This window comes from Pseudomonas sp. 30_B (assembly GCF_017491605.1).
Taxonomy (GTDB): Bacteria; Pseudomonadota; Gammaproteobacteria; order Pseudomonadales; family Pseudomonadaceae; genus Pseudomonas.
The window spans coordinates 185,279-199,075 of the sequence record NZ_JAFGYY010000010.1; the positions used below are offsets into that span (position 1 = coordinate 185,279).

A 13,797-nucleotide genomic window follows, 5' to 3' on the forward strand; every position below is an offset into this window, starting at 1 on the left:
GTTCGCGGTTGTACGCCGATACACCTCGGCTCATCGCCAGCGTCAAGGTCAAGCCCGGAGCGCCCCGATAGCAGGGTCAAACGGCGTATAACATCGAACGTTATACGCCCTACGTCCAAGCATCGGCGCATTTGCTTGAACACCCATGGGCCCGGACTCGGGGCGGATGAGCTCGATCAGAGCTTCTCCAGGCACCCCGCAAACTCACCCGCCAGGTTGCCCAGCAGGTTCTCGTAGCCCTGGGCATCCACCTTCACGCCCACTCCCAGGTCATCCAGCTCGGCCAGGCGCACTGGCAGCCCCTGGCTCAGGGTGTCGGCCAGGCGCGGGCGGATCGGCGGTTCGCTGAAGATGCAGGAAGGTCCGGCCTTCTGCAGTTGCGCACGCATGGACGCCACGTGGCGGGCGCCCGGCTGCACATCAGCGGACACGGCGAATACCCCGGTGTGGCGCAACCCGTAGGCTTCCTCGAAATAGTCGAACGCCTCGTGGAAGACGAAGAACGGCTTGCCCTTGAGCGGATCGATACGCTGCTTCAGGCGCGCATCGAGCTGCTCCATGCGCTCATCGAAGGCCTTCAGGTTGGCCTGGTAGCGGCTGGCGTTGGCCGGATCGGCGATGGCCAGGTCCTCGGCCATGCGCGCGGCGATCACCTGGGCGTTGGCCGGCAGCAGCCAGAGGTGGGCGTCGATCATGCCGGGGCGGTGATCGTGGTCGTGGCCCGTATCGTCATCATCGTGGTCCGGATGGTTGGACCCGCTGAAGTCGGCGAACTTGCGCAGGTGCATGCCGGCCTGGTCCTGCACGGCCACGCTTGGGCCCTTGCGGCTTTCCAGCACCTTGGGCAGGAAGTTTTCCAGGTCCGGCCCGACCCAGTAGAACAGCTGCGCGTCGCGCACCCGGCGAATATCGGATGGGCGCAGCGAGTAGCTGTGCGGCGAGGCACCCGGCGGCAGCAGCACATCCGGGGTGCCTTCGCCGTCCTGGATGGCGGCGGCGATCAGCTGCAGCGGCTTGATGCTGGTCAGCACGCTGACCTCGGCGCGGGCGGGGAGGCTGAGCAGCAGGGCGCAGCAGGTGATCAGCAGAGCGGCGGGACGGAAGGACACGGCGGCACTCACACAGGGGGATGATGAAAGAGTAATATAATAACGTCTCTACACACGAGCGTCGCCGCCGCATGTACAAGATCGCCCCCAAGACTCCCCTCGCCTGCCGCCCGCATGACCACGCCAATTGCGTGGCCAGCGCCCTGGCCGACGCCGATGCGCTGTGCGCGCGCCAGGGCGTGCGCCTGACCGAGCTGCGCCGGCGCGTGCTGGAGCTGGTCTGGGCCAGCCACAAGCCGCTGGGCGCCTACGACATCCTCGCCGTGCTGAGCGAGGAAGACGGCCGCAAGGCGGCGCCGCCGACGGTCTACCGCGCGCTGGACTTCCTCCTGGAAAACGGCCTGGTGCACCGCATCGCCTCGCTCAACGCCTTCATTGGCTGCGCCCACCCCGAACACGCCCATGAAGGCCAGTTCCTGATCTGCCGCGCCTGCAAGACCGCCATCGAGCTGGAACAGCCGGCCATCAGCGAAGCCATCGTCGCCGGCGCCAAGGGCGTCGGTTTCGCGGTGGAAACCCAGACCGTCGAAGTGGTCGGCCTCTGCGGCGCCTGCGCCCCCGGCAAGCGGGAGGCCTGATGAGCGACGCCCTGATCCGCCTGCAAGGCGTCGGCGTCAGCTACGCCGGCCAGCCGGTGCTGCAGAACGTCGACCTGACCATCGCCCCGCGCGAGATCGTCACCCTGATCGGCCCCAACGGCGCCGGCAAGACGACCCTGGTGCGCAGCGTGCTCGGCCTGCTCAAGCCCGACACCGGCAGCGTCTGGCGCCAGCCGAAACTGTCCATCGGCTACATGCCGCAGAAGCTCCACGTCGACCCGACCCTGCCGCTCACCGTGCTGCGCTTCCTGCGCCTGGTGCCCGGCGTGCAACGCTCCCAGGCGCTGGAGGCGCTGAAGGAAGTCGGTGCCGCCCACGTGATCGACAAGCCGCTGCAGAGTGTTTCCGGCGGCGAGCTGCAACGCGTGCTGCTGGCCCGCGCCCTGCTGCGCAAGCCGGAACTGCTGGTGCTCGACGAACCCGTGCAGGGCGTCGACGTTGCCGGGCAAGCCGAGCTGTACCGCCTGATCGGCCGCCTGCGCGACCGCCTCGGCTGCGGCGTGCTGATGGTCTCCCATGACCTGCACCTGGTGATGAGCGCCACCGACAAGGTGGTCTGCCTGAACCGCCACGTCTGCTGCTCCGGGCACCCGGAACAGGTCAGCGGCGACCCGGCCTTCGTCGAGCTGTTCGGCCAGGACGCCCGCAGCCTCGCGGTCTATCACCACCACCACGACCATTCCCACGACCTGCACGGCGAGGTGGTGAAACCCGCCTTCCCCGCCGGCACGCGCTTCACGCCGGTCCACCAGCACGGCCCCGACTGCAACCATGGCTGATTTCCTGCTCAACGCCCTCCTCGCCGGGCTGGCCCTGGCGCTGGTCGCCGGGCCCCTGGGTTCGTTCGTCGTCTGGCGGCGCATGGCCTATTTCGGCGACACCCTGTCCCACGCCGCGCTGCTCGGTGTGGCCCTCGGCTTCCTGCTGGACGTCAGCCCGACCCTGGCGGTGACCGTCGGCTGCGTGCTGCTCGCCGTGCTGCTGGTGACCCTGCAGCAACGCCAGCCGCTGGCCGCCGACACCCTGCTCGGCATCCTCGCTCACAGCACGCTGTCCCTGGGCCTGGTGACCCTGAGCTTCATGAAGGAAGTGCGCGTCGACCTGATGGCCTACCTGTTCGGCGACCTGCTCGCCGTTAGCCACACCGACCTCCTGTGGATAATCGCCGGCAGCGCCCTGGTGCTGGGGCTGATCTGCTGGCTGTGGCGACCGCTGCTGGCGATCACCGTGCACGAGGAACTGGCGCGGGTCGAGGGCCTGCCGGTCACCGCCATCCGCCTGGCGCTGATGCTGCTGATCGCCATCGTCATCGCCGTGGCCATGAAGATCGTCGGCGTGCTGCTGATCACCTCCCTGCTGATCATCCCCGCCGCCGCCGCCCAACGGCATGCCCGCAGCCCTGAACAAATGGCCTTCGGCGCGAGTCTGATCGGATTGATAGCGGTGTGCGCGGGGCTGTCGCTGTCCTGGTTCAAGGACACCCCCGCCGGCCCCTCCATCGTGGTCAGCGCGGCGGCCCTGTTCCTGCTGAGTTTTGTCCTGCCGCGCCGGACGGTGTAGAATTTGGCGATTTTTTGATCAAAAGAGACCCTGACGCATGAAGTCGTTCGTCATCCGCCTGTTCGCGCTGATGACCCTGGCGCTGGCCCTCGCGGCCTGCCAGAGCACCGCGAGCAACCCGACCAGCAGCAGTGGCTTCGAAACCGAACTGGCCGCCGGCCGCCTGGAATCCGCGCAGCTTGCGCTCGGCTCCGAACAGGAAACCGCGACCCAGCTCACCGAACGCCGCCAGCGCCTGGCCGACGCCTACCTGGAGCGCAGCCGCAAGGCACTGCAGAACGGCGACGTCAACGGCGCCAGCGCGAACCTGACCCGCGCCCGCTCGCTGATGCCGCGCGCCCCCGGCGTCGCCGCCGACGTCAGCGGCCTGCAGAAGCCCGCGGTTCCGGTTGCTCCGGCCACCCAGCCGAACTGCGCGCCGTAACCCCTCGGGCGCCCATTCGTGGCGCCCTTTATTCTCTTTTGTTCTGCCCTTATCTGAACAAAGATTAATCAGCCATAAAAAAGCAGGTTAAAATGCGCGGTTTTGGCTGACCGCCTACGTTTGTCGTTTATCCCTCGACAACTTAGTAGGTCCCGAACCTGTTTAGGGCTTGCGAGCTAGAGCAGTACAAGGCGAAAACAGGCGAGAAAGCGGAGTCTACTGACGCGTAAATGAGCATTTCTCGCCTGTTTTCAACGCAGTAATGCCGACGCGCAGCACGCCGTAAACAGGTTCCCACACGCCGTACCCACAAGGTTTGCTACGTGATCGAATTCCACGACGTCCACAAGACCTATCGCGTCGCCGGACGCGATATCCCGGCCCTGCAGCCCACCCGCCTGACCATCGAGGGCGGCCAGGTCTTCGGCCTGATCGGCCATTCCGGCGCCGGTAAAAGCACCCTGCTGCGCCTGATCAACCGCCTGGAAGAGCCCAGCGGCGGGCGCATCGTCATCGACGGCGAAGACATCACCGCCCTGGACGCCGACGGCCTGCGCCGCTTCCGCCAGCGCGTCGGGATGATCTTCCAGCACTTCAACCTGCTGGCCTCCAAGACCGTCGCCGACAACATCGCCATGCCGATGAAGCTCGCCGGCACCTACAGCGCCGCCGAGATCAGCGCACGGGTAGACGAGCTGCTGGAGCGCGTCGGCCTCAAGGACCACGCCCGCAAGTATCCGGCGCAGCTTTCCGGCGGCCAGAAGCAGCGCGTCGGCATCGCCCGCGCGCTCGCCTGCCGGCCGACCATCCTGCTCTGCGACGAGGCCACCAGCGCCCTCGACCCGCAGACCACCGGCCAGGTTCTGCAGCTGCTGGCGGAAATCAACCGCGAGCTGAAGCTGACCATCGTCCTGATCACCCACGAGATGGATGTGATCCGCCGCGTCTGCGACCAGGTGGCGGTGATGGACGCCGGCCGCATCGTCGAGCAGGGCGACGTCGCCGACGTGTTCCTGCATCCGCAGCACGACACCACCCGCCGCTTCGTCTTCGAGGCCGAGCGCGTGGACGAGGACGAGCAGCACGACGACTTCGCCCACGTGCCGGGCCGCATCCTGCGCCTGACCTTCCGTGGCGAGGCGACCTACGCGCCGCTGCTGGGCACCGTCGCGCGCCAGACCGGCGTCGACTACAGCATCCTCGCGGGGCGTATCGACCGCATCAAGGACCAGCCCTACGGCCAGCTCACCCTGTCCCTGGTGGGCGGTGACATCGAGGCCGCCATGGCGCAGCTGAACGCCGCCGAAGTCCACGTCGAGGTGCTGCGCGCATGAATGAGTTCTTTGCCAATATCGACTGGTCCGAGATTCTCCAGGCCAGCATCGACACCTTCTGGATGCTCGGCGGTTCGCTGCTGTTCACCATCGTCCTGGGCCTGCCGCTGGGCGTGCTGCTGTTCCTCACCGGGCCCAAGCAGATGTTCGAGAACCGCGCGGTCTACGCCCTGCTGTCCTTCGTGGTGAACGTGCTGCGCTCGCTGCCGTTCATCATTCTGCTGATCGTGATGATCCCCTTCACCGTGCTGATCACCGGCACCTCGCTGGGCGTCGCCGGGGCCATTCCGCCGCTGGTGGTGGGCGCCACGCCGTTCTTCGCGAGGCTGGTGGAAACCGCGCTGCGCGAGGTGGACAAGGGCATCATCGAAGCCACCCAGGCGATGGGTGCCAGCACCCGCCAGATCATCTGGAATGCCCTGCTGCCCGAGGCCCGTCCGGGCATCATCGCCGCCATCACCGTCACCGCCATCACCCTGGTGTCCTACACCGCGATGGCCGGCGTGGTCGGTGCCGGCGGCCTGGGCGACCTGGCCATCCGCTTCGGCTACCAGCGCTTCCAGACCGACGTCATGGTGGTCACCGTGGTGATGCTGCTGGTGCTCGTACAGATCCTGCAGACCGTCGGCGACAAGCTGGTGGTCCACTTCTCCCGCAAGTAACCGCACGGCCCGCCGGACGCGGGCTTTTTCCAGGAGCCAACAATGAAAAAACTGCTCGCCGCTTTCACTGCCGCCGCAGCCCTCTCCGCCCCGCTGGCCCAGGCCGCCGACACCCTGACCGTCGCCGCCACCCCGGTGCCGCACGCCGAGATCCTCAACTTCGTCAAACCCATGCTGGCCAAAGAAGGCGTGGAGCTGAAGGTCAAGGAATTCACTGACTACGTGCAGCCCAACACCCAGGTCGCCGAGAAGCGTCTCGACGCCAACTTCTTCCAGCACCAGCCGTACCTGAACGAGTTCAACAAGTCCAAGGGCACCAGCCTGACCGCCGTCACCGGCGTGCACATCGAGCCGCTGGGCGCTTACTCCACCAAGTTCAAGAAGCTGGAAGAACTGCCCGCCGGCGCCACCGTGGTGATCCCCAACGACGCCACCAACGGCGGCCGCGCCCTGCTGCTGCTGGACAAGGTCGGTGTGATCAAGCTGAAGGACAACACCTCGATCACCGCCACCCCGAAGGACATCGTCGAGAACCCGAAGAACATCAAGGTGCGTGAGCTGGAAGCGGCCACCCTGCCGCGCGTGCTGACCCAGGTCGACCTCGCCCTGATCAACACCAACTACGCCCTGGAAGCCAAGCTGAACCCCACCAAGGACGCGCTGGCCATCGAAGGTTCCGATTCGCCCTACGTGAACATCCTGGTTGCCCGTCCGGACAACAAGGACAGCGCCGCCATGCAGAAGCTGGCCGCCGCCCTGCACAGCCCGGAGGTGAAGCAGTTCATCCTCGAGAAGTACAAGGGTGCCGTGGTTCCGGCGTTCTGATCGCCGCGAAGCTGAGGTTCCTGAAAAGCCCGGTCGAATGACCGGGCTTTTTCGTTTCTGGCTTTTCGCCTTTCGTAGGACCGAGGGGGACGCCTAGTCCTTGCTCGCGAACAGAGTTTCGCCGGTCGCGCCGGAGCTGGGCGGGTTCGCGAGCAAGCTCGCTCCTACAGATAGGCTCTATCCCGCAGTTCTGGGACGTTTGGCACCAACCTTCCCCGCATATTTTTCATGCTGTAAAAGCATCGGTTTTTCCCGACCTCGCGCAACACCACGCGCCACGCGGTCTGCAGCGATCAGGCAGAATCATTTAGTCCTAAAAGTTATTTAAATAACAAAAATAATCACTTCAAGAGCTAAGACGCTCCATCAATCATGCAGGTCCGTTTCAAGCGCGACGCAGAGCCGCGCAGACCAGCAAGGAGATCGTTCATGGCTCAACCCCAGCATGCCCTCGCGCCGGATGCCCTCCTGCGCCACGTGCCCGGCGGCGACCTGGTCGATCTCGGCCGCCCGCTGCGCCACGCGCTGGAGCTGAGCCGCCATGTACCGGCGAAAAGCCGCGCACTGAGCCGCCGCGAAGCGGTGCTGCTCGGCCTGTTCGCCCTGACCCTGCACGGCGCGGTGGTCTACTGGCTGAGCCAGCAGCCCACGCCGAAGCTGCCGGAGGTACCGCCGCAGGTGCCGCCGATGACCATCGAATTCACCGCGCCGACGCCACCGGTCGTGGAGCCGCCGCCACCCGAGCCGATTCCCGAACCGGTCGTGCAGGAGCCGCCGCCTCCGGTGGTGGACGAGAACGCGGTAAAACCGCCGCCGCCCAAGCCGATCCCCAAACCCAAGCCGAAACCGGTGGCCAAGCCCAAGCCCGTACCCAAGCCGGTCGAGCAGCCCGCGCCGCCCAAGGCCGAAACCCCGCCGCCGGCTCCGCCCGCCCCGGCGGCACCGGCTCCGGCCCCGCTGACGCCACCCTCGGCCAGCGCCGGTTACCTGAAGAACCCGGCGCCGGAATACCCGCCCCTAGCCCAGCGCCGTGGTTGGGAAGGCACCGTACTGCTGCGTGTGCACGTTCTCGCCAGCGGTAGCCCGAGCGAGATCCAGGTGCAGAAGAGCAGCGGTCGCGACGCTCTGGACGATGCCGCGGTGCGCGCGGTGAAACGCTGGAGCTTCGTCCCTGCCAAGCGCGGCGACGTGGCCCAGGACGGCTGGGTCAGCGTGCCCATCGACTTCAAATTGCACTGATTCGAACCGCATCGATAAGCCGCACAAGAGCTGCGGAAGGAGAAAACCATGAGTCTGCCCTTGAACCCCCTGGAATCCGTCGAAGGCGCAGTCATCTGGCTGCTGGTCGGCTTCTCCGTCGTCACCTGGGCCCTGGCCCTGGTGAAAGGCGTCCAGTTCACCCGCCAGAAGTCCCAGGACAAGCGCTTCCAGAAGCAGTTCTGGAGCGCCACCAGCCTCGAATCGGCCGGTGACCAGGCCGCCGGCAAGCCCGGCGCCGGCGCCCGCGTGGCCCAGGCCGGTTTCGCCGCGATCCAGGTCCAGGACAATGGCCAGCCGGACCTGGCCCAGTCGATCAACCATCAGGACCGTCTCGAACGCGCCCTGCGCCAGCAGATCCAGCGCGAGCGTCGCTCCCTGGAATCCGGTCTGGCGGTGCTCGCCTCGATCGGCTCCACCTCGCCCTTCATCGGCCTGTTCGGCACCGTGTGGGGCATCATGGAAGCGCTCAAGGGCATCAGCGCCGCAGGTTCCGCGAGCCTGGAAACCGTCGCCGGCCCCATCGGCAGCGCGCTGATCGCCACCGGCGTGGGTATCGCCGTCGCCGTGCCGGCGGTGCTGGTCTACAACTACTTCCTGCGCCGCCTGAAGCTCACCGCGGCCGACCTCGACGACTTCGCCCACGACTTCTACAGCCTCGCGCAGAAGAGCGCCTTCCGCGTCGTCACCCTGCCCACCGCCGTGCGCAAACCGGCTGCCGGCGCCAGCGTGAAGGAGGCGAGCTGACATGGCCTTCTCGACCCAGGACAGCGACGAGGTTCTCTCCGAGATCAACGTCACCCCGCTGGTGGACGTGATGCTGGTGCTGCTGGTGGTGTTCATCGTCACCGCGCCGCTGCTGACCAACGCCATCCCGATCAACCTGCCCAAGACCGAGGCGGTCGCGCCGCCGGAGCAGAAGGACCCGCTGGTGGTGAGCATCGACGGCGCCGGCAAGTGGTTTATCAACAAGGACGAGATCCAGCCGGACCTGTTGCAGAGCAACCTGGCGGCGGCCAAGGCGAAAGATGCCGAAGTACGCGTGCAGCTGCAGGCAGACGAGGGCGTGAACTACGGCCAGGTGGCCAAGGCCATGGCCTCCATCGAGAAGGCCGGGATTACCAAGCTGGCAGTGATCACCGCGCGTTGAGGAGGTTGTAAAACCCTTGAAATAGAGCGGGCGTAAAACGGGACCTCCACAACGCCACAGGCTTCAAGGTCGCTCACCCAATACTCAGGCAGGGGTGAGCGGCCTTTTTTTATCCGCGCTTCGCGCCGGTAGCCGTTGATCGCGTAGGAGCGGACTCCGTCCGCGATGTGCAACAGGCCAGCTCGGAGCAGCCGGCAATCTATCGCGGACGGAGTCCGCTCCTACGGTTGCCCCACCAACCGCTATCCCCCACCGTTCGTCGTCATCCCCGCTCCGGCGATATCCCTTTGCACATCAGGGTCTTCCGCACCTCGCGCGCATAAACTAAGTTGATGACAGTCTGGAGACCTGAGGGGTACCGCATGACATCGTCTCCCGCCCTGGATGGCCCGTTCTACCCACCGACACTGGGGGTGCCGGAACGCTTCACACCACAGCAATTGCGCGCCTCGCTCGACATCACCATGGGCGAACACGGCGCCGGTCCCGTCTGGCTGTTCGCCTACGGCTCGCTGATCTGGCGGCCGGAGTTCCCGGTGGCCGAAGCCCGCCGCGCGCGGGTGCACGGCTACCATCGCGGCCTCTACCTGTGGTCCCTCACCCACCGCGGCACGCCGGAAGCACCGGGCCTGGTGCTCGGTCTCGACCGGGGCGGCTCCTGCTCCGGCTTCGCCTTCCGCCTGCCGGAAGAAAACCTCGAGGCCAACCTCTACGCGCTCTGGGAACGGGAGATGCCCTATGCCTCCTACCGCCCGGAATGGCTGAGCTGCCGCCTGGATGACGGCACCCGCGTGCGCGCCCTGGGCTTCGTCCTCGAACGCCACCTGCCCACTTATGCCGGCTCCCTGCCCGACAGCATCTTCCGGCACGTGCTCGACAGCGCCCAGGGCCACTTCGGCACCACCCGCGACTACGTCGAGCAGACCGCCAAGGCGCTGCGCGACTACGCCATGCCCGACCTCAACCTGGAAGGCATCCTGGCGCGCTGCTGCCCGCTGCGCCGGGCGCAGGAATAAGCGCTTATAGCGATTCGCTTAGTCGTGATATTGCATAAGTAAAGAATTTCTTATTCCTTAACGGATATTAAAACCCTCCCTAGAATGTCTTCTCATGACGATTCGAGAGGGCCGCTCCATGCGCAACGAACGCATCCGCTACCTGATCGTGCCCGGCTGGCACGGGTCCGAGGACGCCCATTGGCAAAGCCACTGGCAACGCGCCCTGCCCAACGCCACGCGGGTGCAGCAGTGCGACTGGATCAATCCGCAGCGCGCCGACTGGGTCGCCGAACTGGACCGCGAGATTCGCCGCGAGCCGGGCCGCGTGGTGCTCATCGCCCACAGCCTGGGCTGCGTCACCGTAGCCGCCTGGGCTGCCCGCGCCGACCGCCGCGTGCTGGCGCAAGTCTCCGGCGCCCTGCTGGTGGCGCCGGCCGACGTGGAGCGGGAAACCTGCCACGAGGCCCTGCGCAACTTCGCGCCCATCGCCCGTGAAGCGCTGCCCTTCCCGGCCGTGCTGGTGGGTTCGGACAACGACGCCGCCTGCAGTCCGCAGCGCGCGCTGATCCTGGGCCGCGCCTGGGGCGCCGAGACGGTGATCCTGCCATCGGCGGGGCACATCAACGTGAAATCCGGGCACGCTGCCTGGGAGGCCGGCTACCGCCACCTGTACCGCCTGCAGTACCTGATCGACCAGCAGTCGCGCCGGCGCGCCTGATTCCGGCTCCGGTGTGGTGTGACCACCGTACCTATCCCCTCCTGGCGCGGATTCGGCTAGGGTGAAACAACGCCCCCGCCGGAGACCGCCATGCCACCGTTGCACGACCTGTCCGCCGTCGAACTGCTTGCCCTGTACCGTTCGCACCAGCTTTCGCCGGTCGAGTACCTCAAGCACCTGATCGCCCACATCGAACGCTGGGAGCCGCAGCTCTGCGCGCTCTACGCCTTCGACCCGCAGCGCGCGCTGGAACAGGCGCGGCGCTCGGAGGCGCGCTGGATACGCTGCGCCCCTTGCGGCGAACTGGACGGCGTGCCGGTGACCATCAAGGAACTGATCGCCACCCGCGGCGACCCGATTCCCCTGGGCAGCGCCGCGACCCTGCTGCAACCGGCCAGCGCCGACGCGCCGCCCGCAGCGCGCCTGTTCGAGGCCGGCGCCATCCTGCTGGGCAAGACCACGGTGCCGGACTACGGCATGCTCTCCTCCGGGCTTTCCAGCTTCCACAAGCTCGCGCGCAACCCCTGGGACCTGCGCATGAGTCCGGGCGGCTCCAGCGCCGGCGCCGCCTCGGCAGCTGCCGCGGGCTATGGGCCGCTGCACATCGGCACCGACATCGGCGGCTCGGTGCGTCTGCCCGCCGGCTGGTGCGGGCTGGTCGGCTTCAAGCCGAGCCTCGGGCGCATTCCCATCGACCCTTACTACACCGGGCGCTGCGCCGGGCCGATGACCCGAACCCTGGACGACGCGGCGCTGATGATGCAGCACCTGTCCCGCCCTGACTGGCGCGACGCCACCGCCCTGCCGCCGGCCGACCTCGACTGGCACATCCAGCCCGCCGACGTGCGCGGCCTGCGCATCGGCCTGCAGCTCGACCCCGGCTGCGGCCTGCAACCCGAACCCGAGGTGCGTGCCGCCATCGAAGCCGCTGCCCGGCGCTTCGCCGAAGCCGGCGCGGAGATCATCGAAGTACGGCCCATCCTCGACCGCGAACTCCTGGAAGGCCTGGATCGATTCTGGCGTGCGCGCCTCTGGGCCGAGCTGGAGAACCTCCCGCCCGAACGCCAGGCCAAGGTGCTGCCCTACATCTACCAATGGGCTGAAGGCGGCGCGGCAGTCTCCGGCGCCGAGGCCGTGCGCGGCTTCAACCGCACCTTCGAGATGCGCCGGCGCGCCGCCGAGCAGTTCCAGGACATCGACTTCCTGCTGTCGCCGACCAACCAGGTGGCCGCCTTCCCCGCCGAGTTCGCCTCGCCCACCAATGACCCGGCACACCCCTTCGAGCACATCGGCTTCACCGTGCCGTGGAACATGACCGAGCAGCCGGCGCTTTCGATCAATTGCGGTTTCACCGCCGAGGGCATGCCCATAGGCTTGCAGATCGTCGGCCCGCGCTTCGCCGACGTCGAGGTGCTGCGCCTGGGCAAGGCCTGGGAACGCTGGCGCGGCCCGCTGCCGCACTGGCCGCAGCCTCCGGGCACCGACTAAGCTCAGCACACACGCCGACCACAAGGATTCGATCGCGCGCCCATGCAGTATTCCCCCTACATCGCCCACCTGCTGGTGCTGATCCAGTTCCTGGGCATCGTCGCCGCAGTACACGCCGTACTCACCGTGCGCACCGCCCAGGGCGCCATCGCCTGGGCCACCTCGCTGGTGTTCATGCCGTTGCTGACCCTGCTTCCCTACCTGGTATTCGGCCGCAGCCGCTTCGACGCCTACATCGGCGCCCGGCGCCAGGCCAACGAGGAGATGCACGTGGCCGCCGCCGAGCTGGACTGGCGGCCCTGGGTCGAGGAGGCATTGGCGGCGCGCCAGTACGACGGCTACAAGGGGCTCAAGGCGATGGTCGGGCTGGCGCGCATGCCAACCCTGGCGAACAACCATGTGCGCCTGTTGGTGAACGGCAAGGCGTCGTTCGATGCGATGTTCGAAGCCATCTCCGCGGCGAAAAAGGTCGTGCTGGTGCAATTCTTCATCATCCGCGACGACGCCCTCGGCCAACGCCTGGCGCAACTGCTGCTGGAGCGCGCGGCCAACGGCGTGGACGTGTTCCTGCTCTACGACGGCATCGGCAGCCACGCCCTGCCCGGCCGCTACGTCGAGAAGCTGCGCAATGGCGGCGTGCAGGTGCATGCGTTCAGCACTGGCAGCGGGATGATCAACCGCTTCCAGGTGAACTTCCGCAACCACCGCAAGATCGTGGTGGTCGACGGCGTGCGCGGCTTCGTCGGCGGGCACAACGTCGGCGTCGAATACCTCGGGGAGAAGCCACCGCTGTCGCCCTGGCGCGACACCCACATCGAACTGCGCGGCCCGGCAGTGGCCTGCCTGCAGGAGTGCTTCGCCGAGGACTGGTACTGGGCCAACCACACGCTGCCGACGCTGATCCTGCCCAAGGCCTACGAAGACTCGGGGATGCTCTGCCAGGTGGTGCCCAGCGGCCCGGCGGACCCGCAGGAGACCTGTTCGTTGTTCTTCGTCGAGGCGATCAACGCGGCGATGGAACGCATCTGGATCACCACACCGTATTTCGTCCCCGACGAGGCGGTGGCCGCGGCGCTGCGCCTGGCGGTCCTGCGCGGGGTGGACGTGCGCATCCTGCTGCCCTCGCGGCCCGACCACAAGACGGTGTACGCCGCCTCCAGCCTGTACGCGCTGGACGCCGTGCGCGCCGGCCTGCGCATCTTCCGCTACCAGCCCGGCTTCCTGCACCAGAAGGTGCTGCTGATCGACCGCGACACGGCGGCGGTGGGCAGCGCCAACCTGGACAACCGCTCGTTCCGGCTGAACTTCGAGATCATGGTGGTGACGGTCGACGAAGGCTTCGCCCAGGAGGTGGAGCGCATGCTGGAGGCGGACTTCGAACAATCGGTGGAGATGACCCTGGACGACCGCAAGCGGCTGCACCGCTTGCAGCAACTGGGCATGCGGGTGGCGCGGCTGGTGTCGCCGATTCTCTGATCGATCGGTGCACCCCGTAGGAGCGCGCCATGCGCGCGATCGCGGGCATGGCCCGCTCCTACAAGGTCAGAAGCCCCTCACCCTAACCCTCTCCCAGAGGGAGAGGGGACTGGTCCGGCGCAGGATAAAACCACAGCATCAGCCGGCACACGCAGCTCCCTCTGGGAGAGGGCGGGGGTGAGGGTTAACCCGAGCAC

At 67.1% G+C, this 13,797-nt stretch carries 15 protein-coding genes; 14 read left to right on the plus strand and 1 reads right to left on the minus strand.

The features are described from left to right. Nucleotides 1-176: 176 nt before the first annotated feature. On the minus strand, nt 177-1,109 hold the full coding sequence (locus J5M67_RS13580; protein WP_207885850.1) for a metal ABC transporter solute-binding protein, Zn/Mn family: 933 nt from the start codon (nt 1,107-1,109) through the stop codon (nt 177-179). Between the two features lie 71 nt (nt 1,110-1,180). Between J5M67_RS13580 and zur the strand changes: the two genes are divergently transcribed. The 14 genes from zur (at nt 1,181) to cls (ending at nt 13,600) form a co-directional block, all read left to right on the plus strand. Then, nucleotides 1,181-1,687 (plus strand): zinc uptake transcriptional repressor Zur, encoded by a 507-nt coding sequence (gene zur, locus J5M67_RS13585; protein ID WP_207885851.1) that lies wholly within the window; start codon nt 1,181-1,183, stop codon nt 1,685-1,687. Beyond that, nucleotides 1,687-2,487, plus strand: coding sequence for a zinc ABC transporter ATP-binding protein ZnuC (gene znuC, locus J5M67_RS13590; protein ID WP_207885852.1), 801 nt, complete (start codon nt 1,687-1,689; stop codon nt 2,485-2,487). The genes zur and znuC overlap by 1 nt, the downstream gene beginning before the upstream one ends. Continuing rightward, the gene (znuB, locus tag J5M67_RS13595) at nt 2,480-3,268 is read left to right on the plus strand and encodes a zinc ABC transporter permease subunit ZnuB (protein ID WP_207885853.1); all 789 of its coding nucleotides are present in this window, start codon (nt 2,480-2,482) and stop codon (nt 3,266-3,268) included. Before znuC ends, znuB begins: the two co-directional genes overlap by 8 nt. A 37-nt stretch (nt 3,269-3,305) precedes the next feature. Continuing rightward, a complete protein-coding gene (locus J5M67_RS13600) occupies nt 3,306-3,692 on the plus strand; it encodes a hypothetical protein (RefSeq protein WP_207885854.1) in 387 nt (128 codons plus the stop codon). Nucleotides 3,693-4,015: 323 nt separating this feature from the next. Next, nucleotides 4,016-5,026: a methionine ABC transporter ATP-binding protein gene (locus J5M67_RS13605; protein ID WP_207885855.1), complete on the plus strand. Its 1,011-nt coding sequence runs from the start codon at nt 4,016-4,018 to the stop codon at nt 5,024-5,026. Beyond that, nucleotides 5,023-5,688 carry a methionine ABC transporter permease gene (locus J5M67_RS13610; protein WP_207885856.1) on the plus strand — a complete coding sequence of 222 codons (666 nt, stop codon included), beginning with the start codon at nt 5,023-5,025 and terminating at the stop codon, nt 5,686-5,688. Before J5M67_RS13605 ends, J5M67_RS13610 begins: the two co-directional genes overlap by 4 nt. A 42-nt stretch (nt 5,689-5,730) precedes the next feature. Continuing rightward, on the plus strand, nt 5,731-6,513 hold the full coding sequence (locus tag J5M67_RS13615; RefSeq protein WP_207885857.1) for a MetQ/NlpA family ABC transporter substrate-binding protein: 783 nt from the start codon (nt 5,731-5,733) through the stop codon (nt 6,511-6,513). 429 nt (nt 6,514-6,942) lie between these two features. Further along, nucleotides 6,943-7,752: an energy transducer TonB gene (locus tag J5M67_RS13620; protein ID WP_207885858.1), complete on the plus strand. Its 810-nt coding sequence runs from the start codon at nt 6,943-6,945 to the stop codon at nt 7,750-7,752. A gap of 48 nt (nt 7,753-7,800) precedes the next feature. After that, nucleotides 7,801-8,517 (plus strand): MotA/TolQ/ExbB proton channel family protein, encoded by a 717-nt coding sequence (locus J5M67_RS13625; protein WP_207885859.1) that lies wholly within the window; start codon nt 7,801-7,803, stop codon nt 8,515-8,517. A gap of 1 nt (nt 8,518) precedes the next feature. Continuing rightward, nucleotides 8,519-8,920 carry a biopolymer transporter ExbD gene (locus tag J5M67_RS13630; protein WP_207885860.1) on the plus strand — a complete coding sequence of 134 codons (402 nt, stop codon included), beginning with the start codon at nt 8,519-8,521 and terminating at the stop codon, nt 8,918-8,920. A 362-nt stretch (nt 8,921-9,282) separates the two neighbouring features. Continuing rightward, nucleotides 9,283-9,936, plus strand: a complete 654-nt coding sequence (locus tag J5M67_RS13635) for a gamma-glutamylcyclotransferase (RefSeq protein ID WP_207885861.1) — start codon at nt 9,283-9,285, stop codon at nt 9,934-9,936. 118 nt (nt 9,937-10,054) lie between these two features. After that, complete coding sequence (locus J5M67_RS13640) at nt 10,055-10,636, plus strand: alpha/beta hydrolase (RefSeq protein ID WP_207885862.1); 582 nt, start codon at nt 10,055-10,057, stop codon at nt 10,634-10,636. 90 nt (nt 10,637-10,726) lie between these two features. Beyond that, on the plus strand, nt 10,727-12,124 hold the full coding sequence (locus J5M67_RS13645; protein ID WP_207885863.1) for an amidase: 1,398 nt from the start codon (nt 10,727-10,729) through the stop codon (nt 12,122-12,124). Between the two features lie 42 nt (nt 12,125-12,166). Then, nucleotides 12,167-13,600, plus strand: coding sequence for a cardiolipin synthase (gene cls, locus J5M67_RS13650; protein ID WP_207885864.1), 1,434 nt, complete (start codon nt 12,167-12,169; stop codon nt 13,598-13,600). The last annotated feature ends 197 nt before the right edge of the window (nt 13,601-13,797 follow it).